General features: G+C 70.6%; 28 protein-coding genes. 3 read left to right on the top strand and 25 right to left on the bottom strand.

Annotated features, from left to right (window positions below; genetic code table 11):
• Positions 1 to 2 precede the first annotated feature (2 nt).
• From argF to ACEYYH_RS08095, 7 genes are all read right to left on the bottom strand, one after another.
• Entirely contained in the window at positions 3 to 926 is a 924-nt protein-coding gene (gene argF, locus ACEYYH_RS08125) for an ornithine carbamoyltransferase (RefSeq protein ID WP_374977699.1), read from the bottom strand.
• On the bottom strand, positions 923 to 2,137 hold the full coding sequence (locus tag ACEYYH_RS08120; protein ID WP_374977698.1) for an acetylornithine transaminase: 1,215 nt from the start codon (positions 2,135 to 2,137) through the stop codon (positions 923 to 925). Before ACEYYH_RS08120 ends, argF begins: the two co-directional genes overlap by 4 nt.
• Entirely contained in the window at positions 2,134 to 3,033 is a 900-nt protein-coding gene (gene argB, locus ACEYYH_RS08115; protein WP_116193797.1) for an acetylglutamate kinase, read from the bottom strand. Before argB ends, ACEYYH_RS08120 begins: the two co-directional genes overlap by 4 nt.
• Positions 3,030 to 4,187, bottom strand: a complete 1,158-nt coding sequence (argJ, locus tag ACEYYH_RS08110; RefSeq protein ID WP_374977697.1) for a bifunctional glutamate N-acetyltransferase/amino-acid acetyltransferase ArgJ — start codon at positions 4,185 to 4,187, stop codon at positions 3,030 to 3,032. The genes argB and argJ overlap by 4 nt, the downstream gene beginning before the upstream one ends.
• Entirely contained in the window at positions 4,184 to 5,257 is a 1,074-nt protein-coding gene (gene argC / locus ACEYYH_RS08105) for an N-acetyl-gamma-glutamyl-phosphate reductase (protein ID WP_374977696.1), read from the bottom strand. The genes argJ and argC overlap by 4 nt, the downstream gene beginning before the upstream one ends.
• Positions 5,258 to 5,476: 219 nt before the next feature.
• The gene (locus ACEYYH_RS08100) at positions 5,477 to 6,463 is read right to left on the bottom strand and encodes an NAD-dependent epimerase/dehydratase family protein (RefSeq protein WP_374977695.1); all 987 of its coding nucleotides are present in this window, start codon (positions 6,461 to 6,463) and stop codon (positions 5,477 to 5,479) included.
• Between the two features lie 62 nt (positions 6,464 to 6,525).
• Positions 6,526 to 7,089, bottom strand: a complete 564-nt coding sequence (locus ACEYYH_RS08095) for a dihydrofolate reductase family protein (RefSeq protein ID WP_374977694.1) — start codon at positions 7,087 to 7,089, stop codon at positions 6,526 to 6,528.
• A 78-nt stretch (positions 7,090 to 7,167) separates the two neighbouring features.
• Between ACEYYH_RS08095 and ACEYYH_RS08090 the strand changes: the two genes are divergently transcribed.
• Entirely contained in the window at positions 7,168 to 8,574 is a 1,407-nt protein-coding gene (locus ACEYYH_RS08090; RefSeq protein WP_374977693.1) for a PLP-dependent aminotransferase family protein, read from the top strand.
• 63 nt (positions 8,575 to 8,637) lie between these two features.
• Here the strand turns inward: ACEYYH_RS08090 and ACEYYH_RS08085 are convergent, their stop codons facing one another.
• From ACEYYH_RS08085 to infC, 11 genes are all read right to left on the bottom strand, one after another.
• Positions 8,638 to 9,378 carry a dienelactone hydrolase family protein gene (locus ACEYYH_RS08085; RefSeq protein ID WP_374977692.1) on the bottom strand — a complete coding sequence of 247 codons (741 nt, stop codon included), beginning with the start codon at positions 9,376 to 9,378 and terminating at the stop codon, positions 8,638 to 8,640.
• A gap of 21 nt (positions 9,379 to 9,399) precedes the next feature.
• Positions 9,400 to 11,934, bottom strand: coding sequence for a phenylalanine--tRNA ligase subunit beta (gene pheT, locus ACEYYH_RS08080; protein WP_374977691.1), 2,535 nt, complete (start codon positions 11,932 to 11,934; stop codon positions 9,400 to 9,402).
• Positions 11,934 to 12,983 carry a phenylalanine--tRNA ligase subunit alpha gene (pheS, locus tag ACEYYH_RS08075; protein ID WP_116193803.1) on the bottom strand — a complete coding sequence of 350 codons (1,050 nt, stop codon included), beginning with the start codon at positions 12,981 to 12,983 and terminating at the stop codon, positions 11,934 to 11,936. Before pheS ends, pheT begins: the two co-directional genes overlap by 1 nt.
• Before the next feature lie 54 nt (positions 12,984 to 13,037).
• Positions 13,038 to 13,994: an ABC transporter permease subunit gene (locus ACEYYH_RS08070; protein WP_374977690.1), complete on the bottom strand. Its 957-nt coding sequence runs from the start codon at positions 13,992 to 13,994 to the stop codon at positions 13,038 to 13,040.
• Positions 13,991 to 14,638 carry an amino acid ABC transporter permease gene (locus tag ACEYYH_RS08065; protein ID WP_374977689.1) on the bottom strand — a complete coding sequence of 216 codons (648 nt, stop codon included), beginning with the start codon at positions 14,636 to 14,638 and terminating at the stop codon, positions 13,991 to 13,993. The genes ACEYYH_RS08070 and ACEYYH_RS08065 overlap by 4 nt, the downstream gene beginning before the upstream one ends.
• Positions 14,639 to 14,722: 84 nt before the next feature.
• Positions 14,723 to 15,589 carry a glutamate ABC transporter substrate-binding protein gene (locus ACEYYH_RS08060; RefSeq protein WP_159844927.1) on the bottom strand — a complete coding sequence of 289 codons (867 nt, stop codon included), beginning with the start codon at positions 15,587 to 15,589 and terminating at the stop codon, positions 14,723 to 14,725.
• Positions 15,590 to 15,669: 80 nt separating this feature from the next.
• On the bottom strand, positions 15,670 to 16,467 hold the full coding sequence (locus ACEYYH_RS08055) for an amino acid ABC transporter ATP-binding protein (RefSeq protein ID WP_374977688.1): 798 nt from the start codon (positions 16,465 to 16,467) through the stop codon (positions 15,670 to 15,672).
• A gap of 89 nt (positions 16,468 to 16,556) precedes the next feature.
• Complete coding sequence (locus tag ACEYYH_RS08050) at positions 16,557 to 17,357, bottom strand: TrmH family RNA methyltransferase (RefSeq protein ID WP_374977687.1); 801 nt, start codon at positions 17,355 to 17,357, stop codon at positions 16,557 to 16,559.
• A 131-nt stretch (positions 17,358 to 17,488) separates the two neighbouring features.
• A complete protein-coding gene (gene rplT, locus ACEYYH_RS08045) occupies positions 17,489 to 17,872 on the bottom strand; it encodes a 50S ribosomal protein L20 (protein ID WP_045297244.1) in 384 nt (127 codons plus the stop codon).
• 32 nt (positions 17,873 to 17,904) lie between these two features.
• Positions 17,905 to 18,099, bottom strand: coding sequence for a 50S ribosomal protein L35 (gene rpmI / locus ACEYYH_RS08040; RefSeq protein WP_045297246.1), 195 nt, complete (start codon positions 18,097 to 18,099; stop codon positions 17,905 to 17,907).
• 71 nt (positions 18,100 to 18,170) lie between these two features.
• Positions 18,171 to 18,812, bottom strand: a complete 642-nt coding sequence (gene infC, locus ACEYYH_RS08035) for a translation initiation factor IF-3 (RefSeq protein ID WP_374977686.1) — start codon at positions 18,810 to 18,812, stop codon at positions 18,171 to 18,173.
• Positions 18,813 to 19,180: 368 nt separating this feature from the next.
• Between infC and ACEYYH_RS08030 the strand changes: the two genes are divergently transcribed.
• Entirely contained in the window at positions 19,181 to 19,549 is a 369-nt protein-coding gene (locus ACEYYH_RS08030) for a DUF1844 domain-containing protein (RefSeq protein WP_374978188.1), read from the top strand.
• Here the strand turns inward: ACEYYH_RS08030 and ACEYYH_RS08025 are convergent.
• The 7 genes from ACEYYH_RS08025 to ACEYYH_RS07995 all read right to left on the bottom strand — a co-directional run bounded on the left by ACEYYH_RS08025 (position 19,542) and on the right by ACEYYH_RS07995 (position 25,462).
• Entirely contained in the window at positions 19,542 to 20,969 is a 1,428-nt protein-coding gene (locus ACEYYH_RS08025) for a pyridoxal phosphate-dependent decarboxylase family protein (protein ID WP_374977685.1), read from the bottom strand. The two genes, ACEYYH_RS08030 and ACEYYH_RS08025, sit on opposite strands and share 8 nt — an antisense overlap.
• Before the next feature lie 59 nt (positions 20,970 to 21,028).
• Positions 21,029 to 21,823: an SseB family protein gene (locus ACEYYH_RS08020; protein WP_374977684.1), complete on the bottom strand. Its 795-nt coding sequence runs from the start codon at positions 21,821 to 21,823 to the stop codon at positions 21,029 to 21,031.
• Positions 21,807 to 22,553, bottom strand: a complete 747-nt coding sequence (gene priA / locus ACEYYH_RS08015) for a bifunctional 1-(5-phosphoribosyl)-5-((5-phosphoribosylamino)methylideneamino)imidazole-4-carboxamide isomerase/phosphoribosylanthranilate isomerase PriA (RefSeq protein WP_374977683.1) — start codon at positions 22,551 to 22,553, stop codon at positions 21,807 to 21,809. Before priA ends, ACEYYH_RS08020 begins: the two co-directional genes overlap by 17 nt.
• A 72-nt stretch (positions 22,554 to 22,625) precedes the next feature.
• Positions 22,626 to 23,297 carry an imidazole glycerol phosphate synthase subunit HisH gene (gene hisH / locus ACEYYH_RS08010; RefSeq protein WP_374977682.1) on the bottom strand — a complete coding sequence of 224 codons (672 nt, stop codon included), beginning with the start codon at positions 23,295 to 23,297 and terminating at the stop codon, positions 22,626 to 22,628.
• On the bottom strand, positions 23,294 to 23,902 hold the full coding sequence (gene hisB / locus ACEYYH_RS08005) for an imidazoleglycerol-phosphate dehydratase HisB (RefSeq protein WP_374977681.1): 609 nt from the start codon (positions 23,900 to 23,902) through the stop codon (positions 23,294 to 23,296). Before hisB ends, hisH begins: the two co-directional genes overlap by 4 nt.
• A complete protein-coding gene (locus ACEYYH_RS08000; RefSeq protein WP_374978187.1) occupies positions 23,899 to 24,993 on the bottom strand; it encodes a histidinol-phosphate transaminase in 1,095 nt (364 codons plus the stop codon). The genes hisB and ACEYYH_RS08000 overlap by 4 nt, the downstream gene beginning before the upstream one ends.
• 58 nt (positions 24,994 to 25,051) lie before the next feature.
• A complete protein-coding gene (locus ACEYYH_RS07995; protein WP_374977680.1) occupies positions 25,052 to 25,462 on the bottom strand; it encodes a LysM peptidoglycan-binding domain-containing protein in 411 nt (136 codons plus the stop codon).
• 263 nt (positions 25,463 to 25,725) lie between these two features.
• Between ACEYYH_RS07995 and lexA the strand changes: the two genes are divergently transcribed.
• The gene (lexA, locus tag ACEYYH_RS07990) at positions 25,726 to 26,406 is read left to right on the top strand and encodes a transcriptional repressor LexA (RefSeq protein WP_045297256.1); all 681 of its coding nucleotides are present in this window, start codon (positions 25,726 to 25,728) and stop codon (positions 26,404 to 26,406) included.
• The last annotated feature ends 41 nt before the right edge of the window (positions 26,407 to 26,447 follow it).

Raw genomic sequence — 26,447 nt, 5'->3', positions numbered from 1 at the left:
CTTCAGTCCTGGCGGAGGAGCCAGACGAGCAGGGCCTTCTGTGCGTGGAGGCGGTTCTCCGCCTCATCCCAGACGACGCTCTGCGGACCGTCGATCACCTCGGCGTCGACCTCGTAGCCGCGGTCGGCGGGCAGACAGTGGATGAAGATCGCGTCGTCCTTCGCGAGACCCATCAGTTCCTGGGTCACCTTGTACCCGCCGAGGTCGCGCAGGCGCTCGAGCTTCTCCTCCTCCTTGCCCATCGACACCCAGGTGTCCGTGACGACGACATCGGCGCCGGCCGCGGCCTCGTTGGGGTCCGTGAAGAGGGTGACCGACCCACCGGTCTCGGCGGCGCGCCGGTCGGCGTCGGCGATCACGTCGTCGCGGGGTGCGTACGCCTCGGGCGACGCGACGCGCACGTGCATGCCCGCGGTCACGCCCGCGAGGACGTACGAGTGGGCCATGTTCGACTTGCCGTCGCCGAAGAAGGAGAGCGTCAGCCCCGCCAGCTCGCCCTTGTGCTCCTTGATGGTGAGGAGGTCCGCGAGCAGCTGGCACGGGTGGAAGTCGTCGCTCAGCGCGTTGACGACGGGCACGCGGGTACCCTCCGCCATCTGCTCGAGGCCCGCCTGCGCGTACGTGCGCCAGACGATGGCCGCCACCTGGCGCTCGAGGACGCGAGCCGTGTCGGCCGGCGTCTCCTTGCCGCCGAGCTGGCTGTTCGCCGTCGAGATGATGAGCGGCGAGCCGCCCAGGTCGGCGATGCCGACCGCGAACGAGACGCGCGTGCGCGTCGAGGACTTGTCGAAGATGACCGCGACCGTCTGCGGACCCTCGAGGGGCTTGAGCTTCCAGCGGTCCTTCTTGAGCGCGACGGCGAGGTCGAGGATCTCGTCCTGCTCGGCCTGCGTCAGGTCGTCGTCGCGCAGCAGGTGGCGGGTCATGCGGGAACCTCCGTCGAAGCGTCGAGCACGAGTGCGTCCTCGACCGTGCGCAGCGACGCGGTGAAGAGTTCGACGAATTCGTCGATCTCGACGTCGCCGATCGTCAGGGCGGGGACGAGACGGATCGTCTCGTCGTTCGGGGCGTTGATCACGAGACCGTGCTCCTGCGCCGCGGCCACGAGTGCCTTCGAGACAGGATGCTTCAGCCCGATGCCGATCAGAAGGCCCGAGCCGCGGCATCCGTCGATCAGATCCGAACCGATCCCCTCGATCGCCACGCGCAGCTGCGCGCCGCGCTCTGCGGCGTTGCGCACCAGTTCGGCCCGTTCGATCTCACCGAGGACGGCGCCCGCGACGGCGGTGCCGAGCGCGTTGCCGCCGAACGTCGAGCCGTGCGTGCCCGGGTAGAACAGCTCGCTCGCGGCGCCGAAGGTGATGAGCGCGCCGATCGGGAAGCCGCCGCCGATGCCCTTGGCGACGGTGATCGCGTCGGGGGTGATGCCCTCGTGCTGGAAGGCGAACCACTCCCCCGTGCGGCCGGCGCCGGTCTGGATCTCGTCGATGATGAGCAGCGCGCCGTGGCGCTCGGTGATCTCGCGCGCCGCCGTGAGGTATCCCTCGGGCAGCGGCAGCACACCGGCCTCGCCCTTCACGGGCTCGACGAAGAGGGCCGCGACGCGGTCGTCGATGGCGGCCTCGAGCGCCTCGACCGTGGAGTCGACGAACTCGACGCCCGGCGTCATCGGGAGGAAGGGCTCCTGCATGTACGGCTTGCCGGTGAGGGCGAGCGTGCCCATCGTGCGGCCGTGGAAGGCGTCGGTGAGGGCCAGGATGCGGGGGCGCTCCGTGCCGCCGTGGAGGCGGGCGAGCTTGAACGCGGCCTCGTTCGCCTCGGCTCCCGAGTTGCCGAAGTACACGCGGCCGGAGTCACCGGTGCCGGCGAGCCGCTTGAGCGTCGCGGCGAGCGCGAGCTGCGGCGGGGTCGCGAAGTAGTTCGACACGTGCGCGAGCGTCGCGGCCTGGGTCGCGATCGCGTCGACGAACACCGGGTGCGCGTGACCGAGCGAGTCCACCGCGATCCCCGCGAGGAAGTCGAGGTAGCGCTTGCCGTCGGCGTCCCACAGGTAGGAGCCCTCACCCCGCACGAACATCTGCATGCGAGCACCGAAGCTCTTGACGAGGTCGCGCCCCGCATCGTCCTGCCACGTCATCCGAGCACCACCTCTGTTCCGATTCCCTTGCTGGTGAAGATCTCCACGAGTACCGAGTGCGGCACCCGCCCGTCGATGATTGCCGCGGTCTCGACGCCGCCTTCGACGGCCTCCAGGCACGCCGCCATCTTCGGGATCATGCCCGACTCGAGCTTCGGCAGCATCGCCTTGAGCTCCGTCGAGGTCAGGTGCGACACGAGCGAGTCGCGGTTGGGCCAGTCGGCGTACAGCCCCGCGACGTCGGTGAGCACCACGAGCTTCGCCGCGCCGAGTGCGACGGCGAGAGCGGATGCCGCGGCATCGGCGTTCACGTTCAGCGAGTGTCCGGGGTGGTCGAGGTCGGGGGCGATGCTCGAGACCACGGGGATGCGGCCCGCCTCGATCTGGTCGAGCACCGGCTGCGGGTCGACCTCGACGACATTGCCGACGCGGCCCAGGTCGTGCTCGACGCCCTCGATGACGACACCGCGGCGGCGGCCGCCGAAGAGGCCGGCGTCCTCACCGCTGAGTCCGGTCGCGACCGGGCCGTGGGCGTTGATCTTGGACACGAGCTGCGGGTTGATCTGCCCGGTGAGCACCATGCGCACCACCGAGATCGCCTCGGTCGAGGTGACGCGGTAGCCGCCCTTGAACTCGCTCGGGATCGCGAGACGGTCGAGCATCGACGAGATCTGCGGGCCGCCGCCGTGCACCACGACGGGCTTCACCCCGACATACCGGAGGTAGGCGATGTCGGCGGCGAAGGCATCCTGCAGCTCCTCCGACACCATCGCGTTGCCGCCGTACTTCACGACGACGATCTGGTCGCGGAAGCGCTTGAGCCAGGGCAGCGACTCGATGAGGGTCACCGCCCGGGCGCTGGCTTCGCCGGGATCGGTCTCTTGCAGGTCGGTCATGAGGAGTAGGCGCTGTTCTCGTGGACGTAGTCGTGCGTGAGGTCGTTGGTGAGGATCGTCGCCGTCGCCGCGCCGACCTTCAGGTCGATCACGAGGTGCGTCGCCCGGGGCGTGAGGTCGACGGCTTCGCGCGGGGCATCGGGGCCGCCGGCGCTGCACACGCGCACGCCGTTCATCCACACGTCGACGTCGTACGGGTCGAACGCGGCCTGCGTCGTGCCGATGGCGGCCAGTACGCGGCCCCAGTTCGGGTCGTTGCCGAAGATCGCGGCCTTGAAGAGGTTGTTGCGGGCAACCGAGCGGCCGACCTCGACCGCATCTTCCTCCGACGCCGCGTTGATGACCTCGATGGTGATGTCGTGGCTCGCGCCCTCCGCATCGCCCTGCAGCTGCTGGGAGAGGTCCTGGCAGACCTCGGCGAGCGCCGCGGCGAACGCATCGGGGTCAGGGGTGACGCCCGACGCACCGCTGACCATCAGGGTGACCTGGTCGTTCGTCGACATGCAGCCGTCCGAGTCGAGTCGGTCGAAGGTGCGTCCGGTGGCCGCCCGCAGCGCGGCGTCGGCCTGCGCCGCGTCGAGCACGGCATCGGTCGTGATCACCACGAGCATCGTCGCGAGGCCGGGTGCCAGCATCCCGGCGCCCTTCGCCATGCCGCCGATCGACCAGCCGTCGCCCGTTGCGACGGAGCGCTTCGGCTTCGAATCCGTGGTCATGATCGCGAGGGATGCTGCCTCCCCGCCGGCGGCGGAAAGCTCGGCGATGCCCTGCTCGGTGCCGGCGAGCACCTTCGCGCGGAACACCTCGTCGCCGGTGCCGATGAGTCCGGTGGAGCAGACCAGGACGTCGCCGGCGCTGACGTCGAGCAGCTGCGCGGCCTTCTCGGCGGTCTGGTGCGTGGTCTGGAAGCCGAAGGAGCCGGTGAAGCAGTTCGCGCCGCCCGAGTTCAGGACGATGGCCTCGACCACGCCGTCACGGATGACCTCCTGCGACCACATGATGGGGTTCGCCTTCGCACGATTGCTCGTGAACACCGCGGCGCCGACCTTCAGCGGTCCGCGGTTGACGACCACCGCCACATCGGGCTTGCCGGTCGACTTGAGTCCGACGGCGACTCCCGCCGCCTCGAATCCCTGGGGCGCGGTGACGCTCACGGGGCTACTCCGTTCACAGACAGCGCGGTGCCTTCGGCGAGCCCCAGCGCGATGTTCATGGACTGCACGGCGGCTCCGGCCGTGCCCTTGACGAGGTTGTCGACCGCCGTCACGACGGTCACGCGGTTCGCCGCGCGGTCGATCGCGAGGCCCATCAGCGCCGTGTTCGCGCCGAGCACGTCGGCCGTGCGCGGGAACTGCCCTGCGGGCAGCAGCTGCACGAACGTCTCGTCGCCGTACGCGGACTCCCACGCGGCACGGATCTCATCGTCGGTCGCGCCGGCCACGATCGGCGCCGTCGAGGTCGCGAGGATGCCCCGCGACATCGGCACGAGCACCGGCGTGAAGGAGATGCGGATCCCCTCGTCTGCCGTGGCGCCGGGTTCGGCACCCGACGCACGCGCGGCGGCGAGCGCCTGGCGGATCTCAGGGATGTGCCGATGCGAGCCGCCCACGGCGTACGGGTTCGCCGACCCGAGGATCTCGGCGGCGAGGAGATTCGTCTTGAGGCTCTTGCCGGCGCCCGAGGGGCCGACCGCGAGCACCGTCACGATGTCGGAGGGGTCGAGGACGCCCGCCGCGACGCCCGGCGCAAGACTCAGGCTCACCGTGGAGGCGTTGCACCCGGGGGCCGCGATGCGGGATGCCCCGACCAGGCGCTCGCGCTGCTTCGAACCCGCGACCGGAAGCTCGGGAACACCGTAGACCCACGGCTCGTGGAAGTCGCCGCCGTAGAAGCGGTCCCAGTCGGCGACCGACTCGAGGCGGTGGTCGGCGCCGGCGTCGATCACCAGCGGTGTGTCGCCGAGGGCGTCGGTGTACTGCCCCGACTGGCCGTGCGGCAGTGCCAGGAAGACGATGTCGTGGCCGGCGAGCACCTCGGGCGAGGTCTCGGCGAGGGTCAGGTGCGCGAGGGAGCGCAGGTGGGGCTGGTGCTGGATGAGCGGCTGTCCCGCGTTGGAGTGCGCGGTCACGGTGCGGATCTCGACGTCGGGATGCGCGGCGAGGATCCGCAGGATCTCGCCGCCCGCATAGCCGGATGCGCCGGAGACGGCGACCGAATATGTCATGGATTCCACCTTAGAGTCTGGGTGCAGGGGCCGGAGACGGCGACGCCCACTCGCGACGGTCCATGACGGACGGCGTGCGGGGCCGCCTACAGTCGGCGCTCGCCCAGACGGCGTCGGCGCGCGGGAGCGGCGCTCGGAACGAGCGTCGAGAGTCCCTGGGTCGCCGAAGGCATGCGCCGACGATAGTCGTCGGGTCGCAGCATCCGCAAATCCGGCCCGTCATCCATGACGCTGAAGCTCGGCGAGGAGCGCGCGTTCGTCAGCGCGCGTGAGCCCGGCGCGACGCTCGCGCTCGAGGCCGCGGGTGCGCTCGTCGGCGAGCGTGCGCGCGAGCGTCTCGCCCAGCGGGCGGAGGCGGCCGCCGAGCAGCCGGTAGGCGGAGTTCGAGCGGGTCCAGAACCCCGGCATGCCCGCCGGCAGCCACAGCGGCAGGGATCGCGGGCCCATCCAGTACGCGACCTCGTGCTGTGCCAGCCAGTCGTCGGCGGCGGCCACGAGGGACCCCGTGTGCCCCGCCATCTCGTGGGCGTCCGCGAAGAGCCGGTCGAGGGCGACGGGATCGCCGACCGCGTTCACGACACCGGTCCACCGCTCGTGGCCGACCGCCTGCGCGAACTCGGCGAGGTCGTCGACGTCGATCACCTGCGCGCCCCGATCGGCGGTCTCGGGCACGAGCACGTCGTCCGCGCCCGCGAGCGCGAACCGGCCCACCCAGTAGCCGAACCGGTCGGTGGGGTCGCCGGGCCCCACGATCAGTCCCGGACGCACGATCGCCGCGCGGAACCCGAGACCGGAGCGGACGGATGCCTCGGCCCGCACCTTCGCCCGACCGTAGTCCTCGTCCTCATCGGGGCCGGCAGGCGTCAGCAGCTCGGCCGTCTCGTCGGCGCCGGGCACGTCGTCGGCGGCGTACACGGAGACTGTCGAGATGTACGTCCAGTGCCGGGTGTGCTCCCCCAGGGCGGCGACCGCCGCGGCGACGTGGTCGGGGTTCGACGACACGTCGACGATCTCGTCCCACGGGCGGCGGGCGACTTCGTCGTACGCGTCTGCTTCCGCGCGATCGGCGGCGACCAGCGTCGTGCCGTACGGTGCTTCGCGTCCGCCTCGGGCGAGACACGTGACGGAGGCTCCGGCATCGGCCCACCGCTCGGCGATGCGCCCGCTCAGCCAGCCCGTCCCGCCCAGCATCAGTACGTCGGTCATGGCTCCACCCAACCAGACGGGCCGGGGTGCAGCATCCGTTCTCCGCCGACGGTGGAGCGAGGTCAGCCGGAGAGCACTGCGAACCCGGCTCCTGTCACGTCGCGCCCGCGCCGACACGACCGCAGCTCCAGCTCCCGCGGGGCCGGAAGCTCGGCGAACAGCCGGATGCCGCGTCCCAGCAGGACCGGCACGACATGCAGCAGGATCTCGTCGATGAGGCCGTCGCGGAGGAACTGCTGCGCGACGTCGGGGCTGCCCATGATCACCACGTCGCGCTCGCCGGCGGCGCGCTGCGCCTGTGCGAGGGCATTCGCCGGACCTTCCGACACGAAGGTGAAGACCGTCCCGTTCTTCGTCTCCGCCGGGCGCCGCTCATGGGTGAGCACGAAGACCGGGCTCGAGAACACGTCGTCGTCCCCCCACGGCTCCTGGCCGGCGTTCCACGTGCGCCGTCCGAAGATGATCGCTCCCGCCCGCCGGAAGCGGTCGATCAACTCGACCGCCGCCGGATCGGGGTCGGCGCCGTCAGCGTCATCGAGCCAGCGGTGCAGCCGGGAGAGGTCGTCGCCCGGCCCCGTCGCGAATCCGTCTACCGAGACGGTGACGTACAGCACTGTCGAACCCATGAGCGGCTCCTTCCGTGATCCGATGCTCGGACACGAGGAGCGTACGGCGGCAACGGACCAGTGATATGGTCCAGTTCCGTGGCACAGAAATGGACCACTTCGGATCTGGTTCTCGCACTGGCCATCCCCCGCGGCGCCAGATTCGGAATGCGGATGCAGGCCGCGCTGCGTGACGCGGTCCGCGGCGGTGTGGTGCGTCCCGGCGACGCCCTGCCGGCGACCCGCGAGCTCGCGGTCGAACTGGGCGTCGCACGAGGAACCGTGGTCCACGTCTATGAACAGCTCGCCGCCGAGGGGTACCTCGTCGCACAGTCGGGCGGCCGCACCCGCGTGGCCTCCGGAGCGACGCCGTCCACCGCCTCACCCCCGAAGGTCCGCGCGGCTGCGTCGCCGCGGCTGGATCTTCGTCCGGGCGTTCCCGATCTCCGTCGCTTCCCCGCCGGCGACTGGGCGTGGGCGCACGCCGAGGCAGCGCGGAGCATCGGCGCTGCGGACGTCGACTACGGTGACGGGCGAGGGCACCCTCGGGCACGCGCGGCGGTGGCGGATCACCTGCGCAGGGTGCGCGCGGCCGACACCGATCCCGACCGCGTCGTGCTGTGCCTGGGCTTCGCTCAGGCGCTCACCCTGCTCCTGCCCGCACTCGCCCAACGCGGAGTCCGCGTCCTCGCGGTGGAAGACCCGGGCGACCGCGGAATCGACGCCGTGGCTCTGGCCGCGGGCGTCGCCCTGACGCCCATCCCCGTCGATGCGCACGGCATCCGGGTCGATCTGCTCGAGCCGGCGCAGGCGCACGCTGTCCTCGTGACCCCCGCGCACCAGTCGCCGACAGGCGTCGTGCTCTCGGCCTCGCGCCGTCGCGAACTCGTCGAGTGGGCCGCGCGGACCGGCGGGTGGATCATCGAGGACGACTACGACTCGGAGTTCCGGTACGACCGGCAGCCGGTCGGGGCGCTGCAGGGTCTGGCACCCGAGCGCGTCGTGCTCATCGGGTCGGCCAGCAAGAGTCACGCCCCCGCCGTGCGCACGGCGTGGATCGCCGCGCCGGTCGCGCTGATCGACGTGCTCGCCGCGCGCCGCCGCATCGCCGATCGAGGCGGTCCGGTGCTGGGCGAGCTCGCGTTCGCGGCTCTCCTCGACTCCGGACGCCACGACAAGCATGTGAGGGCGATGCGTGCCGTGTACGCCGCCCGGCGCGAGGTCGTCCTAGACACGCTCGGCCGCCTGGGCGCGGGGCTCGCGCTCACAGGCGTCTCAGCGGGATTCCACGGCCTGCTCGCGCTGCCCGCCGCCGCGGACGAGTCGGCGGTGGTGGCGGCGGCCGCGGCTCGCGGGGTGCGCGTGATCGGTCTCACGTCCTTCGCACGTGACCGCGGTGACCTCCCGCCGTCGCTCGTGATCGGCTTCGGCGACATCGACGACGAAGCCGTCCGCGTAGCGCTCCCCCGATTGCGTGACGCCATCGCAGCGACGGGTCGAGAGTAGATCGCGAGCCCCGGTGCGCCGGGCCGCAGCATCCGGCATCCGGCATCCGGCGACAGCGGAACGTCAGACGCGGTCGCGGAGGAATGCCGTGACGCGCCGCCAGGCGTCGGCCGCGTCGGTCGGGTTGTACCGGCGACCGGTGTCGTTGAAGAACGCGTGGGCCGAGTCGGGGTACACGACGGCCGTGAAATCGACGCCCGCCTCGGCCATGGCCTCGGTCACCGCCGGGAGCGCGTCGATGAGCGCGGGGTCGTGCTGCCCGTAGATCGCCAGCACCGGCGCGGCGAGGCCGGTGATGAGGTCGGCCGACGGCGCCGTGCCGTAGAACGGCGCGACGGCGCGCAGGCGGTCGTCGTGAGCGGCGAGGAGGAACGCGTAGGTGCCGCCGAAGCAGAAGCCGGTCGCGGCGATCCGGTCGTCGACCCCGGGCTGCCCGGCGAGCCAGTCGACCGTCGCGCGGAGCGCGCCGACCGCCCAGCCCGCGTACTCGGGCGCCCGCATGCCCGCCATCGCCTCGCGCATGCGCGGCTGCGCGGCGGTGCGGGCCTCCTCGTCGTCGCTGTTCATCAGCGCGAAGAGTTCCGCGCCCAGGGCCGGTGCGACGCCGCCGTGGCTCAGGATGTCGGGCGCTGCGACCAGCCATCCCTCGGCGGCGAAGCGGTCGGCCACGTCCGTGATGTGGCCGACCAGACCCCAGATCTCGTGGATGAGCACGAGTCCGCCGATCGGGTCGCCCGCGGGGTGGGCGACGTACACGTCGAGCAGCTCGCCGTCGTCGAGCGGAACCGCGATCATCTCCGACATGGCGCCCCTCCGATACGGATGCTACTCGCGCAGCGCCGCCGCGAAACGCTCGGTCGCGACGGCCACACCCGCGAGCTTCGCCTCGGTCGCCTCGGCGGCCGTGAGCGTGCGGTCGGGAGCGCGGAAGCGCAGCGCGAACGTGAGGCTCTTCTCGCCCTCGGGCACTCCCTGTCCGCGGTAGTCGTCGACCAGGCGCACGGACTCGAGCAGCTCCCCCGCCCCCGCGACGAGCGCAGCGCGGACCTCGGCTGCCGGGATGTCGGCCCCGAGCACGAGCGACACGTCCTGGGTCGCGGCGGGGAAGCCCGACAACGACGCCGCGACGACCTTCTCGCCCGCGAGCGAGAGCACGAGGTCGAGATCGAGCTCCGCGACGATGACGCGGCCCGGAAGATCGGATGCCTCGGCCACGGCCGGCAGCAGTTCGCCCACGTAGCCGACCTCGGTGCCGTCGACGGACAGCACGCCGGTGCGGCCCGGGTGCAGCGCGGCGCGCTGACCCTGCGCGACGTCGATCGTGACGCCCGCCGCGGCCGCGATCGTGCGGACCGCGTCGAGCGCGTCGGCGAGTTCCGCCGTCACCGGCGCGACACCGGGCTGCTTCGCGACGAGGCTGCCCGTGAGCAGCACCGCGACGTGGCGGTGCTGGGGCGGGATCGACGCGTCGAGCTCGGCCAGGGTCGCCGCATCCGGTCGAACGGCCAGCGGCGGCACGAAAGACGTGCCGTACCGCACACCCGGCTGCGGGAGGAAAACGACGCCGGTCTCGAACAGCGTGAGGTCGGTGAACCCCCGCGACACGTTGCGGTGGGCGACCTGCAAGAGGCCGGGCACGAGCGAGCGGCGCAGGAACGGCGCCTGTCCGTCGAGGGGGTTCGCGAGCTTCACGCTCGGCAGATGCCCACCAGACGCCGAGCCGTGGAGGTCGTTCTGGTCCTCGGTGGTGAACCCGAACGAGGGGGTCTCGACGAATCCCGCGGCGGCGAGCGCGTTCGCCACGCGACGTCGGCCCTGCTGCGCGGCCGTGAGGCCGCGGCCCGACGGCGGCAGCGGCAGCACGGACGGGATGCGGTCGTAGCCCTCGATGCGGGCGACCTCCTCGGCGAGCGTCCACTTGTCGGTGAGGTCGGGACGCCACGACGGCGGGATGACCTGCCACCCTTCGCCTCCCTCGGCGCCGACGACCTCGCAGCCGATGAGCCGCAGCGCGGCCTCGATCTGGCCCGGCGTGTAGTCGACGCCGATGAGGCGCTGCACGAACGTCGGCGGCAGTTCGATGCCGGGGATGAACACCTCGGCGAACAGGGCCGCGCCGTAGGCGTCGTCGCTGGTGCCGCCGGCGTATTCGACCATGAGGTCGGCGACGCGACGCGCGGCGACGAACGGCACGAGCGGGTCGACACCGCGCTCGAAGCGACGGGATGCCTCGCTCGGCAGCTTGTGGCGGCGGGCCGTGCGCGCGATCGACACGGTGTCGAACGTGGCGGCCTCGATGAGCACGTTGCGGGTCGCGTCGCCCATCTCGGTCGTGCCTCCGCCCATGACGCCGGCGAGGCCGATGGGACCGGACTCGTCGGTGATCAGGAGGTCCTCGGGGTCGAGCGTGCGGACCTTGCCGTCGAGGGTCTCGAGCTTCTCGCCGGGGGTCGCACGACGGACCGTGATACCGCCCTGCAGCTTGTCGAGGTCGTAGCCATGGATCGGCTGGCCGAGCTCGAGCATCACGTAGTTGGTGATGTCGATCAGGATGCCGAGCGAGCGGATGCCCGCGAGAGACAGGCGGGCGATCATCCACGCCGGGGTCGGCTTGGTGGGGTCGACATCGCGCACGACGCGGGCCACGAACTCGGTGACGCCGGCGCGGCCGCGGATCGGCGCGAGGTCCTCGGCGCTGACCGGGAAGCCCGCGCCCGGCGCGATGTCTTCCCACGCGCGGTCGGCGGGGTCGCGGAACGCCGCGCCGGTCGAGTGCGAGTACTCGCGCGCGACACCGCGGATCGACAGCGCGTAGCCGCGGTCGGGCGTCACGTTGATCTCGACGGCGACGTCGTCGAGACCGAGGAGGGAGATGGCGTCGGTGCCGACAGGCGCGTCGATGCCGAGCTCGACCAGACGCAGGATGCCGTTGTGCTCGTCGCCGAGACCCAGCTCACGGGCGGACGCGATCATGCCGTCCGACACGTGCCCGTACGTCTTGCGCGCGGCGATCGGGAACGGGCCGGGCAGCACTGCCCCGGGCAGCGTCACCACGACCTTGTCGCCGACGAAGAAGTTGCGCGCACCGCAGACGATGCCATGCACGGCGTCGCCCCCGTCCGCGGCGGTCTCACCGACGGGTGCGACACGCACCTGGCACCAGCGGATCGTCTTGCCGTTGGACTGCGGCTCTTCGACGAACTCGAGGACCTCGCCCACGACGATCGGACCCTGCAGGTCGAAGTGGTGGATGTCCTCCTCTTCGAACCCGACGCGCACGAGCGCCGCGAGGACGTCCTCGGGCGCAGCATCCGTCGGGACGTCGACGTACTCACGAAGCCATGAGAGCGGGACGCGCATCAGACCACCATTCCGAACTGCTCGCTGAAACGGACATCGCCCTCGGCCATGTCCCGCATGTCCTGCACATCGCTGCGGAACATCAGCGTGCGCTCGATGCCCATACCGAACGCGAAGCCCGAGTACTCCTCCGGGTCGATCCCCGCCGCGCGCAGCACGTTCGGGTTGATCATGCCGCAGCCGCCCCACTCGATCCATCGGGCGCCGCCCTTGAAGGTCGGGTGCCACAGGTCGAGCTCGGCCGACGGCTCGGTGAAGGGGAAGAAGTTCGCGCGGAAGCGGGTCTTCGCCTCGGCGCCGAACAGCACCTTCGCGGCGTGGTCCAGCGTGCCCTTGAGGTGGGCCATCGTGATGCCCTTGTCGACGACGATGCCCTCGAACTGGGTGAAGACCGGCAGGTGCGTCGCGTCGAACTCGTCGGTGCGGTAGACGCGCCCCGGGCACAGCACGTACAGCGGCAGGTCGCGCTCGAGCATCGAGCGCACCTGGACGGGGCTCGTGTGGGTGCGCATGACGAGGTGGCGCTCCACCGGGTCGACGAAGAACGTGTCCTGCATCTGACGGGCGGGATGATCGACGTCGAAGTTCAGGGCGTCGAAGTTGAACCACTCGTGCTCGAGCTCGGGACCCTCCGCGATCTCCCAGCCCATCCCGACGAAGATGTCGGCGATCTGCTCCTGGAGGAGGGAGATCGGATGCCGCGCCCCGACGCGCGCGCGAGCCGCGAGCGCCGTGATGTCGACGCGCTCCGCCTCGAGCTTCGCGGCGGTCTCCGCCGCGGCGAGCTCCTCCTCGCGGGCGGCGAACGACTGGTTCACCCGGCCACGGGCCTGGCCGACGAGCTTGCCGAACTCGGCCTTCTTGTCGTTCGGCACGTCGCGCAGCCGCGCGTTGAGCTTCGCCAGCGGCGAGCCTTCGGCGGAGTGCGCGGAGCGGGCGGCCTTCAGCGCTGCGGTGTCGCCGGCGGCGGCGATGGCCACGAGGGCGGCGTCGACGGCGGCGTTCACCGCCTCAGGCGTGATCTCGGTGGTTTCGGGAGCGTCGGACACGAGAGACGAGTCTACCGACGGCAGACGACCGACCCTCGCGGCGACGTGTCCGCGTTACTGGGCGGTGCCGTCGTGTCGGCCGAGGCCACGGTTCGCCGCGAGCTGGTCCGTCTGATCCGCGGTCGCCTCCACCTCGAGCAGAGTGGCCGGGTTCATCGGATCGACGCCCTTCCCGCGTCCGCCCTTGCGGCCGCCGCTGGCCGTGCGGCGTGCGAGCCAGCGCGCGAACCACGACAGCAGCAGGTTGATCGTCAGGTAGATCGCGAGCGTGACGACGAACAGCGAGAACAGGTACCGGTTGCCGTAGAAGCTGCCCAGGTTGTTGATGTTGTTCCGGATGATCTCGTTGTAGCCGACGATGTAGCCGAGGGACGTGTCCTTCAGGAGCACGACCAGCTGCGCAACGATGATCGGCAGCATCTGGCGGAACGCCTGCGGGAACTCCACGAGCATCTTCGACTGGAACTCGCGCATGCCCACGCTGAGCGCGGCCTCGCGCTGGCCCTTCGGCAGTGCCGCCAGACCGGCACGCAGGATCTCGCCGATCAGCGTGCCGTTGTAGAGGATGAGCGCGATGACGACGGCCCAGAAGGCGCCCGTGGAGGCGACGAGCAGGATGAACAGCATCATCAGCAGGACCGGCATGCCGCGGAAGAACTCGATCACCCAGGCCGTCGGGATGCGCACCCACGGAATGAGCGAGCTCCGCAGCAGCGACAACAGGATTCCGAGCGCGATCGCGCCCACGGCAGCCACCGCGGCGGCCTGCAGCGTCGCCACGATGCCCTCGGCGATGAATCCCCACACGGCGGGATCGGTGAAGATGTTCCACCGCGACCCGTCGAACATACCGGGGAGGTTGATGCCACCGGACGTGCGCGGCGCCGCGAGCGTCATGATCACCCACGCCGCTCCCGCGAGGATCAGCAGGGCCGCGACGATCGAGAAGATCAGCGACAGCCGCCGCGCCCGAGGGCCGGGGGCGTCGAAGAGAACGCTCGAGCCGGTCATCGCCGCACCACCCAACGCTTCTCGAGCCGCCCCGCGAGGAAGCCGAGCGGCACGGTGATCACGAGATACAGGACGGCCGCGGTCAGGAGGATCTGGATCACGATGTTCCCGTTGTCATTGGCGAGCTGGCGCGTCGTCGCGAACAGTTCGACCACGAAGAATCCGCCGGCCACCGACGTGTTCTTGGTGAGGGCGATGAAGACGTTGATGAGCGGCGGGATCGTCATGCGGAACGCCTGCGGCAGGACGACCAGCGAGACCGTCTGCCCGAAGCCGAGTCCGATGCTGCGCGCGGCCTCGGCCTGACCGACGGGGACGCCGTTGATACCCGATCGCAGCGCCTCCGCGACGAAAGGCGACGTGTAGTAGGTGAGTGCGATGAACGCCAGGAGGAGGTACGGCAGCCGGACGCCGAGCATGGGCATCACGAAGGCCGTGAAGATGAAGACCAGCGTCAGCGGCGTGTTCCGTGCGATCTCCGTCCAGAACGCGGCGAAGACCCGCAGCGCCCCGACCGGGGAGATGCGCATCGCCGCGATGAGCGTGCCCAGAATGAGCGCGCATACGCCCGACACCGCGAGAAGGATGAGCGTCACGCGGAAACCTTCGAGGAAGGTCGGCATCAGCGACCAGAGCTGCTCCATGCGTCTCTTTTCGGGAAGGGGATCAGGCGGGGAGCGGATGCCTCGGGCCGACGCGTGCGGCCGGCCCGAGGCATCCGCCTTCGATCAGTAGCGGTCGGGAGCCGGCGGGTCGACGAACGGCAGGACCGTTCCGGCCGTCGCGTTCCACGCCTCTTCGTACCGGCCGTCCTCGTACGCCTCTTCCAGCACGTCGTTGATCCACATGCGGAAGTCGGTGTCTTCGAGCGCGAGGCCGATGCCGTAGGGCTCCTCGGTGAACGGCTCGCCGACGACCTTGAACTCGCCCTCGTTCTGGGCCGCGAGGCCTGCGAGGATCACGTTGTCGGTCGACACCGCGACGACGGCACCGCTGCGCAGCGGCTCGAGGCAGTTCGAGTACGTGTCGGTGAGCACCGGCTCGGCGCCGATCTCAGCGAGCTTCGCCGCCGGGGTCGAACCCGTGACCGAGCAGACCGGCTGGCCGACGAGGTCGTCTTCACTCTCGATGTCTTCGTTGTCGGCGAGCACCAGGATCGACTGACCCGCCATGTAGTACGGACCGGCGAAGGAGACGACCTCCTTGCGCTTGTCGTTGATCGTGTAGGTGGCGATGACGATGTCGACCTCGCCGTTCTGGATGAACGGCTCGCGGTTGGCCGACACGGCCTCCTTCCACTCGATGTCCTCCTCGGCGATGCCGAGCTCGGACGCGATGATCTTGCCGATCTCGACGTCGAAGCCCTCCGGCCCGTTTGGCCCGTTGAGGCCGAAGAGGGGCTGGTCGAACTTCGTGCCGATCGTGATCGAGCCGGCCTCGGCCAGCTCGGCCATCGTCGTGCCGGCCTCGAACGTGGGCTCCGGCTCCGGCGTCGCCGTGTCTTCGGCGCCCGGCGTTCCGCCGCCGGCGCACGCCGACAGCGCGAGCGCCCCTGCCGCCGCGAGGGCGATCAAAGGAAGTCGCATTCGCTTCATGTCTTCGTCCTTTGCTGTGTGCGGACCGTTTGTGACGGTCCTCTCGGATCCCGGCCGTTGGGGGACGGCGGGAGTCTGTGTCAGTGCTCGAGGATCTTGGACAGGAAGTCCTTGGCCCGGTCGCTCTGCGGGTTCGTGAAGAACTGGTCGGGCGTCGCCTCTTCCACGATCGCGCCGTCGGCCATGAACAGCACGCGGTCGGCCGCCTTGCGGGCGAAGCCCATCTCGTGGGTGACGACGATCATCGTCATCCCCTCCTGCGCGAGGCCGATCATCACATCGAGGACCTCGTTGATCATCTCGGGGTCGAGGGCGCTCGTCGGCTCGTCCATGAGGATGAGCTTCGGGTTCATGGCGAGCGACCGCGCGATCGCCACACGCTGCTGCTGCCCGCCGGAGAGCTGGTTCGGCATCTTCTTGGCCTGGTTGGCCACCCCCACGCGGTCGAGAAGCTGCATGGCCTTCTCGTCGGCTTCCCTCTTCTTGACGCCGCGCACGCGGGTGGGGCCCAGCGTCACGTTCTCGAGCACCGTCTTGTGCGCGAAGAGGTTGAACGACTGGAAGACCATGCCCACGTCGGCGCGCAGCTTGGCCAGCGCTTTGCCCTCTTCGGGGAGGGGCACACCGTCGATCGTGATCCTGCCGGAGTCAATCGTCTCGAGGCGGTTGATCGCGCGGCACAGCGTCGACTTGCCCGAGCCGGACGGCCCGATCACGACCACGACCTCACCGCGGTTGACCACGGTGTTGATGTCCCTCAGGACATGGAGATCGCCGAAGTGCTTGTCGACGTGATCGACGACCACGAGCGGCTCGCCGCGACGGACGTTGATGTTCGAAGTGCGCGGCGCCGCTGCCGGTGCATCAGGTGTCGCCATGCCCTTCACACTAGGGGTGCGTGTCGACACTCGGCCAGTAGGCGGCGCGCGCCTTTACCGATCCGTAACAGCTTCGGAACAGGCCGCCATCAACCAGCCGCGCGCTGCGCGAAAGCGGTCTCGTACAAGCAGACACTCGCCGCCGTGGCCAGGTTCAGCGACTCGGCCGCGCCGTAGATGGGGAGCCGCAGCGACAGGTCGACGAGAGCGAGCGCGTCCTCCTCGAGACCTCGCGCCTCGTTGCCGAAGAGCCACGCCGTGGGCTCGGCGAGCACGTCGCGCGACGCGAGGAAGTCCCCTCCCCCGACATCGGCGGCGATGACCCGGACGCCGGCCTCGTGCGCCTTCGCGACAGCTGTGGCGAGATCGACTCCGACGACGACGGGCACGTGGAACAGGGATCCGGTCGTCGCCCGCACGACCTTGGGGTTGTACGGGTCGACCGTGCGCCCGGTGAGGACCACGGCATCCGCTCCGGCGGCATCGGCCGCGCGGATGATGGTGCCGAGGTTGCCGGGGTCGCGCACCTCTTCGCAGATCGCGACGAGGCGCGGAGAGGCGGCGAAGACGTCGCGCAGCGACGTGGGCGACTGACGGGCGACCGCGACGATCCCCTGCGGCGTCACGGTGTCGGCCATCGCGTCGAGCACCGCCTCGGTCGTGTAGACGATCTCGAGTCCGGCGTCCTTCGCGGCGTCGCGCACGTCGGTGTGCTTCTCGAGCGCGGTGGGGGTGGCGAAGATCTCGACGAGGGTGTCGGGCCGGTACGCCAGTGCCTCCCGCGCGGCCTGCGGACCCTCCAGCAGGAACAGGCCGGTCTCCTGACGGGCGCTGCGCTTCGTCAGCTTCGCGACGGCGCGGACACGCGGAGAGCGAGGGTTCTCGAGCACGGCTCTCAGTCTAGAGTCGCGGCATCCCCATCCCGGAATGCGTTTCTCGCGGCCTGCTGCGCGCCGCGGGAATGCGAAAGAGGCGCCCTCCGCGAGGAGGACGCCTCTTTCGAGACAACGGATGCCGCGTGTCAGGCGCTCTTCGGAGCGTTGACGTTCTCGGGCAGCGCCTTCTTGGCGGTCTGGACGAGCGACGCGAACGTCTTGGGCTCGTTCACCGCGAGCTCGGCGAGCATGCGACGGTCGACCTGCACACCAGCGAGGCCGAGGCCCTGGATGAAGCGGTTGTACGTGATGCCGTTCTGACGGGCAGCGGCGTTGATGCGCTGGATCCACAGGCGGCGGAAGTCGCCCTTGCGCTTGCGACGGTCGCGGTACGCGTAGACGAGCGAGTGGGTGACCTGCTCCTTCGCCTTGCGGTACAGGCGCGAACGCTGGCCACGGTAACCCGAGGCGCGCTCGAGGATGACGCGGCGCTTCTTGTGGGCGTTGACGGCCCGCTTGACTCTAGCCATTTCTTGATGTTCCTAACTTGCGTCGGCGCGCGTCAGCGGCCGAGGAGCTTCTTCGCGACCTTGGCGTCGCCCGGGGCGAGGACCTGCTCCTGCGACAGGCGGCGGGTGCGGCGGCTGGGCTTGCCCTCGAAGTTGTGGCGGAGGTTCGCCTGCTGCTTCATGAGCTTCCCGCTGCCGGTGACCTTGAAGCGCTTCTTGGCGCCCGAGTGGGTCTTCTGCTTCGGCATCTCTTCTTCCTTCGTTTCACTTCCCGCCCAGGCGGGAGTCGGTATCCCGCGGTGCGGGAGTCTGTGGGGCCTTACTCGGCCGTGGCTGCCTCGGGGGCGGCGGCCGGAGCGTCGGCCGCGGGGGCCTCGGGGGCTGCGGGCGCCGCACCGGCCTGCGTCGCACCGCCGCTGCGGGCGGAGCGGGCAGCTTCCTTGTTCGCGGCGCGCTGAGCGTTCTGCTCGGTCTTCACCTCGGACTTGTTCTTGTGCGGTGCGACCACCATCACCATGTTGCGGCCGTCGATCGTGGGGTTCGATTCGACCGTGCCGAACTCGGCGACGTCCTCCGCGAACTTGCGGAGCAGACGCACACCCTGCTCGGGACGCGACTGCTCGCGACCGCGGAACAGGATCATCGCCTTGACCTTGTCGCCGGACTGGAGGAAGCCCTCTGCGCGCTTGAGCTTGGTGATGTAGTCGTGGGCCTCGATCTTCAGACGGAACCGGACCTCCTTGAGGACGGTGTTCGCCTGATTGCGACGCGCTTCCTTGGCCTTCTGCGCAGCCTCGTACTTGAACTTGCCGTAGTCCATGATCTTGACCACGGGCGGCTTCGAGTTCGGGGCCACCTCGACGAGATCGAGGTCGGCCTCCTGAGCCAGGCGCAGCGCCACCTCGATGCGGACGACGCCGACCTGCTCTCCGTTCGGGCCGACGAGGCGGACCTCGGGCACCCGGATGCGGTCGTTGGTGCGGGGATCGCTGATGCGGAACTCCTTGGGTATATGGGCTGGACCACCGCGACACACTGTCGTATCGCGGGCGGAGGAAGATCCACTCCACCCGTCAGACGCTTCGAGCGCCGACTTCCTGCACCCTCTCCGGTGATGGAGTTCCCGCCCGGTCGCCCCGACGGCTACCCCGGCCGCGGAACGGTCGGGGCGGAGTGCATGACCCGGTAGCCTGGAACGGCAAGCGCGGGTGGGATGTGATCCACTTTCCGATCCGGTACAGAACGCACCGGAGACCGCAGCAGTCTATCAGAGAGAACGGCGTGGACACGATTCGAGACAAGGACGGCGATCCGACGAGCACGACGGCAGTGGATGCTGACCGTCAGGCGCGCTGGGAAGAGCAGGAGCGAGCGGCCGCCTCCGCCTCGCGCGACATCGCCGATGTGCCGGCCGTCGAGGTCATCACGACGGCCGCCGTGCACCTGATGAGCGCCGCCGCCGTGAAGGTAGGGCTGGCCGACGACCCTGCGACTCAGACCGACCTCGACGAGGCCCGCAAGCTCATCAACGCCCTCGCCGGGCTCATCACCGCGGGCGCCCCCGAGATCAGCGACATGCACGCCCGGTCGCTGCGCGACGGGCTGCGGTCGGTTCAGCTCGCGTTCCGCGAGGCCTCGGTCATCCCCGACCCGATCGGCAAGGGGCCCGGCGAGAAGTGGACGGGCCCGGTCACCTGACGGACCGCCCCTGAGGCGCCGGGGCCCGCCCGTCGATTCCGAGGGCAGCGGCGCCGCGCGCGACGGCGTCGATCGTACGACGCACGGCCTGGTCGTCGGTGCCGCGGTTGCTCACGGAGAAGCGCACCACGGTGCGTCCGTGCCACGTCGAGGACGAGGCCCACGCCGTGCCCTCCGCGCGTAGCCACTCCCCCAAGGCCGCGGTCGACGCGTCGTCGCGCGCCGCGAGGCACACCTGCGTGAAGACGACATCGTTGAGCACTTCGAGGCCGGGGATCGCGTCGAAGCCCTCGGCGAGGGCGGTTGCAGCATCCGTCAGCCCATCGACCAGACCCGCCACGCCGCTCCGGCCCAGGAACCGCAGGGCCGCCCACACCGGAACCCCGCGCGCGCGGCGTGACATCTCCGTGACGTGGTCGTACGGATCGGCGACACCGGCCATCTCCGGGAGGTAGGCCGCATGCGCGCCGAGGGCCGCGGTCATCGCCGCCTCGTCGCGGACGATGGCGACCCCGCAGTCATAGGGCACGTTCAGCGTCTTGTGGGCGTCGGTCGCCCACGAATCCGCGTGCGCGAGCCCCTCGACCAGGTGCCGCGACCGCGGGCTCGCGGCGGCCCACAGGCCGAACGCGCCGTCGACATGCACCCACGCACCCGTCAGATGCGCCACTTCCACGGCCGCGACGAAGTCGTCGAACGCGCCCGAGTGCACGTCACCCGCCTGCAGAGCGACGATCGCGGGGGCGTCGCCGTGCTCGTGCAGCGCCCGTGCGAGTCCGTCGAGGTCGATTCTGCCCTCGGCGTCCGCGCCGACGGTTCGGGGGGCACCCACCCCCGCCATCCGTCCCGCCAGCACGACCGAGGTGTGCACCGCATCGCCCGCGAGGAAGCGGACGGGCGGTGCGTCGTGCAGTCCGAGAGCCGGATCGCCCCCGCGTTCGCGGATGACGGCATCGCGGGCGGCGATCAGGCAGGCCAGGTTCGCATTCGTCGCGCCGGTCGAGAAGCCCACTCCGCTGTCGGGAGGGAGCCCGAGCACATCGAGAAGCCAGCGCGCAGCGATCTCTTCGACCGCTGCCGTGGCCCCGGCGACCTGACGCGGCCCGGTGTTCTGGTCCCAGGCCGACACGAGCCAGTCGGCCGCCAGCGCGGCAGGATAGGCGCCACCGGTCACGAGACCGTAGAACCGCGAGGACCCCATCGCCATGAGACCGGGCTCCGCGGCCGCGACGAGCTCCTCGACGACGGCGACCTCGTCGCGGGCGTCGTCGGGCAGCTCGTCCGGGAACCGGTCGAGGATCGCGTCGGCACCGAGCTCGGGGCGAATCGGGCGCTCGTCGAGTGAGTCGAGCCACGCCATCGCGTGGCGGTGCGCCGTGTGCAGCGCCCGTGCGTACTCGCTCCGCGCGCCGTGCTCCATCCGGCCACCTCCGCGGCCGATCATCCACCGGCCGACCGAAAGCCGCAAGGGCTCGAGCGTCAGGCGCGGACGAGCTTGACCGTCAAGGAATCCACGAGCACGGCGATGCGGTCATCGGCGGCCCAGCGCTTCGCGAGGCGGGCGAGCACGGCGTCGAGCTCGGTCTTCTCGAGCCCGTCCATGAGGTGGAGGCGCACGACCAGCTCGGGTCCGCGCAGGCGCGCGTCGGGATCGCCGGCCTCCACCCCGAGGTCGATGACCGACAGCTCGCCGCCGATGCTCGCCTGCAGGCCCGCGTACACCTCGGGCGAGAGGAAGCTCGGCTCCCAGGGCTGAGCCTGGCCGATCGCCCAGACCGCCGGACGGCGGATGACGAACTCGGTCTCCGACGTCGGGTCGACCACGATCAGATCGGTGTCTTCGGCGGCCGCCGAGAGTGCGGTGCGGACGCCGTCGGCCGGAACCGGCCGGGCCGCAGCATCCCACCGCCTCATCGTGTCGACCGATGTGAACACCGGAAGCACCCGACGGCCGTCGGGGGCGGCCACCGTGACGATGGAGAGCTCCTGCGTCTTGTCGACCTCGAGGCCGTGCGCCCCGATGCCGTGGTCGCCCTTCTCGGCGACCAGCGGGATCAGCAGGCGCGCAGTGCGGTAGGCGTCGACGACCTCGCGCTGGCCGCCGGTGCCCGCGCGGAACGCGGTGAGCGCCGCCAGCAGCGCCGGATCGGCGGAGCCGTCGTCGGAGGCGTGCGGGTTCGCCTGGAAGCTGCGCCCCTCCCACGGCACGCCGGCGGAGTCGCCGCCGTGCGCATGGCCGTGGTGGGCGGCGTGCGGGTCAGTGTCCGGCGACATCCAGCGCCTCGGCGAGCGTGAAGGCGCCGGCGTACAGCGCCTTGCCCACGATCGCGCCCTCGACGCCGAGCGGGACGAGATCGCGCAGCGCGGCGATGTCGTCGAGGCTCGACACGCCGCCCGAGGCGACGACGGGCTTCGGGGTGCGCGTGGTCAGCTCGCGCAGGAGGTCGAGGTTCGGGCCCCTGAGGGTGCCGTCCTTGGTGACGTCGGTGACGACGTAGCGGCTGCATCCGGCCGCCTCGAGGCGGTCGAGCACCGTCCACAGGTCGCCGCCTTCGCGCGTCCAGCCGCGGGCGGCGAGCGTGGTTCCGCGCACGTCGAGGCCGACCGCGATGGCGTCGCCGTAGCGGCCGATGACGTCGGCGGCCCACTCGGGGTTCTCGAGCGCGGCGGTGCCGAGGTTGATGCGCGACGCGCCGCTCTCGAGGGCAGCCTCGAGCGTGCGGTCGTCGCGGATGCCGCCCGACAGCTCCACCTGAACGCCGCGGACCTGCTTGATGACCTTGCGCAGCACGCCGGCGTTGCTGCCACGACCGAAGGCGGCATCGAGGTCGACGAGGTGGATCCACTCGGCGCCCTGCCGCGCGAAGTCGAGCGCCGCGTCGACGGGATCGCCGTAGCTCGTCTCGGTGCCGGCCTCGCCCTGCGTCAGGCGGACGGCCTTGCCGTCGGCCACATCGACCGCGGGCAGGAGGACGAGCTTGGGGGTTGACGCGAAATCGTTCATGGATCCTGACTCAGACGTGGGGAAGCTGTGGGGCGGATCACGGAAGCACGGGCTCCCGCGGACGGCACGGTCTCAGAGAGTAGACCCGCCGAGGCCCTCGATCCAATTCGTGAGGAGACGGATGCCGGCTTCCCCGGACTTCTCCGGGTGGAACTGCGTGGCCGACAGCGGCCCGTTCTCGACGGCCGCGAGGAACGGCGTGCCGTACTCGCACCACGTCAGAACGGGCTCGGGGAAGGGCGGCTGCACATCGAGCAGCCACTTCTGCGCGCCGAACGAGTGCACGAAGTAGAAGCGCTCGTCCTCGACGCCGCGGAACAGGCGCGAGCCCTCGCCGGGCTCGACGGTGTTCCAGCCCATGTGGGGCAGGACGGGGGCGTCGAGCTCGGTCACGACGCCGGGCCACTCGCCCATCCCCTCGGTGTCGACGCCGCGCTCGACGCCCCGCTCGAAGAAGATCTGCATGCCGACGCACACGCCGAGCACCGGGCGCCCGCCGGCGAGGCGGCGTTCGATGAGCTCGTCGCCGCGGCTGGCGCGCAGCGCCTCGGCCACCGCGCGGAACGCGCCGACGCCGGGCACGAAGAGCCCGTCCGCGTCCATGATGAGGCCGCGATCAGAGGTCAGACGCGCGTCGGCACCGGCCGCGACCAGCGCCTTGACGGCGGAGTGCACGTTGCCCGACCCGTAATCGAGGACGGCGACGAGCGGCTTCTCCTGTTCGGAGGGAGCGCTTGCGGTCACAGGGCGCCCTTCGTGCTCGGGATGCCGTCGACGAGCGGGTCGAGCGCCTTCGCCTGCCGGAACGCGCGGGCGAACGCCTTGTACTCCGCTTCGGCGATGTGGTGCGGGTCGCGGCCCGACAGCACGCGCACGTGCACGGTCAGCGCCGCGTTGAACGCGATCGCCTCGAACGTGTGGCGCACGAGCGAGCCGGTGAAGTGGCCGCCGATGAGGTGGTGTTCGAAGCCGGCGGGCTCGCCGGTGTGCACGAGGTAGGGGCGGCCGCTGATGTCGACCACGGCCTGCGCGAGCGCCTCGTCGAGGGGGACGAGCGCGTCGCCATACCGCGAGATGCCGGACTTGTCGCCGAGCGCCTCGCGGATCGCCTGACCGAGCACGATCGAGATGTCTTCCACGGTGTGGTGGGCGTCGATCTCGGTGTCGCCCGACGCACGGACCGTGAGGTCGGTGAGCGAGTGCTTCGCGAACGCGGTCAGGAGGTGGTCGAAGAACGGCACCGTGGTGTCGATGCGGCTGCGGCCGGTGCCGTCGAGGTCGAGGTCGAGCTCGACGGTCGACTCGCTCGTCGCCCGGCGCAGCGAGGCGGTGCGTGGTGCGGCGCTCATGCGGCCGATCCTACCGAGGCGAGGGCGTCGAGGAACGCGGTGGTCTCGTCCTCGGTACCCGCGGTGACCCGCAGGTGCGACGGGATTCCGACGTCGCGGATGAGCACACCCTCGTCGTAGAGCGCCTTCCAGGTCGCGGCCGGATCGTCGACGCCGCCGAACAGCACGAAGTTCGTCCACGACTCGTGGGGCGTGTAGCCGAGCGCCTCGACGGTCGCCGAGATGCGGTCGCGCTGGGCGACGATCTCGTCGACCATGCCCAGCATGACCGGCGCGTGGCGCAGTGCAGCGGACGCCGCCGCCTGCGTGAGCGCACTCAGGTGGTAAGGGAGTCTCACCAGCCGCAGCGCGTCGATCAGGGCAGGATCCGCAGCGAGGTAGCCGACGCGGGCACCCGCGAACGCGAACGCCTTGCTCATGGTGCGCGAGACGACGAGTCGCTCGCGACCGGGCAGCAGCGTCAGCGCCGAACGCTCGTCGTGCGGGGCGAACTCGAAGTACGCCTCGTCGACGATGACGACTCCATCGCTGGCCTCATACACCGCCTCGACGACGTCGAGGCCGAGCGGGGTCCCGGTCGGGTTGTTCGGCGAGCAGAGGAAGATCACGTCGGGCGAGGCATCCGAGATCTGGGATGCCGCGTCCTCCGCGTCGATCGTGTAGTCGGACGATCGCGTGCCCGAGATCCACTCCGCTCCGGTGCCGCGCGTGAGCAACGGGTACATCGAGTAGGTAGGGGTGAACCCGAAGGCGGTGCGACCGGGACCGGCGAACGCCTGGAGGATGTGCTGCAGGACTTCGTTCGACCCGTTCGCCGCCCAGATCTGGTCGCGTGTCAGGCCGTGGCCGAGATAGTCGGCGAATCCTTCCCGCAGTGCGGTGAACTCACGGTCGGGATAGCGGTTGACGTCGCGCAGGGCGAGAGCGATCGAGTCGAGGATGTCATCGGCGACCTCGGCCGGAACCGGATGCGTGTTCTCGTTGACGTTGAGGGCCACCGGAAGCGGTGCCTGCGGGGCGCCGTAGGGCTTCTGCCCCCGGAGATCGGCGCGTATGGGGAGGTCTTCGAGACGTGCACTCACCCCTCCCATGGTAGGCCCGCCCGTCATCACCCTCTCGCCGCGTGACGTCGCGCGACGGACCCCGGGATCAGCGGTCGTATGCCGTCGGGACCGCGAGGCGCTGCCCCGCCTGGACGAGGACGGTGTCGAGCGCGTTCAGTCGCACGAGCTCGTCGACGACGTCGCGCGGGTCGCGGTCGGGCGCCACCTCTTCGGCGATCGTCCACAGCGATTCGCCGGCGGAGACGGTGACCGTGGTGAACGAACCCGCGGGTGCGCCCGCGTCTCGAGAGGCGAGTGCCGCGCCGCCGCCGAGCACCGCGACGCTCAGGGCGACGACCGCCGGCAGCGCGGCCAGCACGGCGAGCACACGACGACCGCGCACGGTCAGGCGGAGACGCGTGGATCGCCCCGCCATGGCGCGCGTCGCGCGCTGGGCTGCCGCGCCGGCGGCACGGGCCGGCGACGGGACGGACGTCGTGAAGTCGATCGCGGTCATGCTCGTCTCCTCCTGATGGGGAGAGATTCGCATTGTCCACTCGGCCGGGAGTGGAGAAAGCGAACCTCTCTTCCGAAGCTATCTTCGAGTCTGTACGATGTCAATACCGGATTCGGGCGTCGATCTCTCGAACGCGACACGCGGCGAGGTTGCCACCTCATCGCGTGCGATCCGGATACGGTTTCGATACGAGAACCCCACCACGGGCCTCCGACATTCGAAGAAACAGCGCTCGGAGGCCGAGCGCAGGACGGAGCCGGAAGATGAGCGACGCGGCCGGGCGAGAGAAGCCCCAGACCCGCCGGCGCAAGAGCCTGAGCGACAAGCAGCTCGCGATCCTCGAGGTGATCCAGCGCTCGATCGCCCGTCACGGCTACCCGCCCAGCATGCGCGAGATCGGCGACGCGGTCGGCCTCAAGTCGCTGTCCAGCGTCACGCACCAGCTCAACCAGCTCGAGCTGAGCGGCTATCTGCGACGCGACGCCGGCAAGACCCGCGCGATGGAGGTGCTCATCGATCTGCCCGGCACGGCCACCGAGAGCCCCGCCGACGCCGCACCGTCGGTCGGCGATGCCGCGCTCGTCCCACTGGTCGGCCGCATCGCCGCGGGCGTCCCCATCACGGCGGAGCAGCAGGTGGAGGAGATCTTCCCGCTCCCCCGCCAGCTGGTCGGCAAGGGCGACCTGTTCATGCTCAAGGTCTCGGGCGAGTCGATGATCGACGCCGCGATCTGCGACGGCGACTGGGTCGTGGTGCGATCGCAGGCCACCGCCGACAACGGCGACATCGTCGCGGCGATGCTGGACGGCGAGGCGACCGTCAAGACGTTCCGCCAGCGCGACGGCCACACCTGGCTCCTCCCCCGCAACTCCGCGTTCGAGCCGATCCTGGGCGACGACGCGACCGTGCTCGGCAAGGTCGTCGCGGTGCTGCGCGCGGTCTGAGGCCGTTTCGCACGAATCGCGCGACGCCAGAGGTGGTGAGC

Source organism: Microbacterium trichothecenolyticum (genome assembly GCF_041938625.1).
Lineage (GTDB): Bacteria > Actinomycetota > Actinomycetes > Actinomycetales > Microbacteriaceae > Microbacterium > Microbacterium trichothecenolyticum_D.
Note: the sequence above shows the minus strand (reverse complement) of the source record. Positions and strands in the feature narration are given on the sequence as shown.

Excerpts from the sequence above, each read along its gene's own strand:
- lexA (WP_045297256.1), top strand. The coding sequence starts at position 25,726 with ATGAGCGACGCGGCCGGGCGAGAGAAGCCCCAGACCCGCCGGCGCAAG.
- ACEYYH_RS08025 (WP_374977685.1), bottom strand. The coding sequence starts at position 20,969 with ATGGAGCACGGCGCGCGGAGCGAGTACGCACGGGCGCTGCACACGGCG.
- ACEYYH_RS07995 (WP_374977680.1), bottom strand. The coding sequence starts at position 25,462 with ATGACCGCGATCGACTTCACGACGTCCGTCCCGTCGCCGGCCCGTGCC.
- rpmI (WP_045297246.1), bottom strand. The coding sequence starts at position 18,099 with ATGCCGAAGCAGAAGACCCACTCGGGCGCCAAGAAGCGCTTCAAGGTC.
- rplT (WP_045297244.1), bottom strand. The coding sequence starts at position 17,872 with ATGGCTAGAGTCAAGCGGGCCGTCAACGCCCACAAGAAGCGCCGCGTC.
- pheT (WP_374977691.1), bottom strand. The coding sequence starts at position 11,934 with ATGCGCGTCCCGCTCTCATGGCTTCGTGAGTACGTCGACGTCCCGACG.
- ACEYYH_RS08085 (WP_374977692.1), bottom strand. The coding sequence starts at position 9,378 with ATGTCGGAGATGATCGCGGTTCCGCTCGACGACGGCGAGCTGCTCGAC.
- hisB (WP_374977681.1), bottom strand. The coding sequence starts at position 23,902 with ATGAGCGCCGCACCACGCACCGCCTCGCTGCGCCGGGCGACGAGCGAG.
- argF (WP_374977699.1), bottom strand. The coding sequence starts at position 926 with ATGACCCGCCACCTGCTGCGCGACGACGACCTGACGCAGGCCGAGCAG.
- ACEYYH_RS08100 (WP_374977695.1), bottom strand. The coding sequence starts at position 6,463 with ATGACCGACGTACTGATGCTGGGCGGGACGGGCTGGCTGAGCGGGCGC.
- ACEYYH_RS08055 (WP_374977688.1), bottom strand. The coding sequence starts at position 16,467 with ATGGCGACACCTGATGCACCGGCAGCGGCGCCGCGCACTTCGAACATC.
- ACEYYH_RS08000 (WP_374978187.1), bottom strand. The coding sequence starts at position 24,993 with ATGGGAGGGGTGAGTGCACGTCTCGAAGACCTCCCCATACGCGCCGAT.
- argB (WP_116193797.1), bottom strand. The coding sequence starts at position 3,033 with ATGACCGACCTGCAAGAGACCGATCCCGGCGAAGCCAGCGCCCGGGCG.
- ACEYYH_RS08070 (WP_374977690.1), bottom strand. The coding sequence starts at position 13,994 with ATGACCGGCTCGAGCGTTCTCTTCGACGCCCCCGGCCCTCGGGCGCGG.
- ACEYYH_RS08065 (WP_374977689.1), bottom strand. The coding sequence starts at position 14,638 with ATGGAGCAGCTCTGGTCGCTGATGCCGACCTTCCTCGAAGGTTTCCGC.
- argC (WP_374977696.1), bottom strand. The coding sequence starts at position 5,257 with ATGACATATTCGGTCGCCGTCTCCGGCGCATCCGGCTATGCGGGCGGC.
- ACEYYH_RS08060 (WP_159844927.1), bottom strand. The coding sequence starts at position 15,589 with ATGAAGCGAATGCGACTTCCTTTGATCGCCCTCGCGGCGGCAGGGGCG.
- priA (WP_374977683.1), bottom strand. The coding sequence starts at position 22,553 with ATGAACGATTTCGCGTCAACCCCCAAGCTCGTCCTCCTGCCCGCGGTC.
- ACEYYH_RS08120 (WP_374977698.1), bottom strand. The coding sequence starts at position 2,137 with ATGACGTGGCAGGACGATGCGGGGCGCGACCTCGTCAAGAGCTTCGGT.
- ACEYYH_RS08020 (WP_374977684.1), bottom strand. The coding sequence starts at position 21,823 with ATGTCGCCGGACACTGACCCGCACGCCGCCCACCACGGCCATGCGCAC.
- ACEYYH_RS08095 (WP_374977694.1), bottom strand. The coding sequence starts at position 7,089 with ATGGGTTCGACAGTGCTGTACGTCACCGTCTCGGTAGACGGATTCGCG.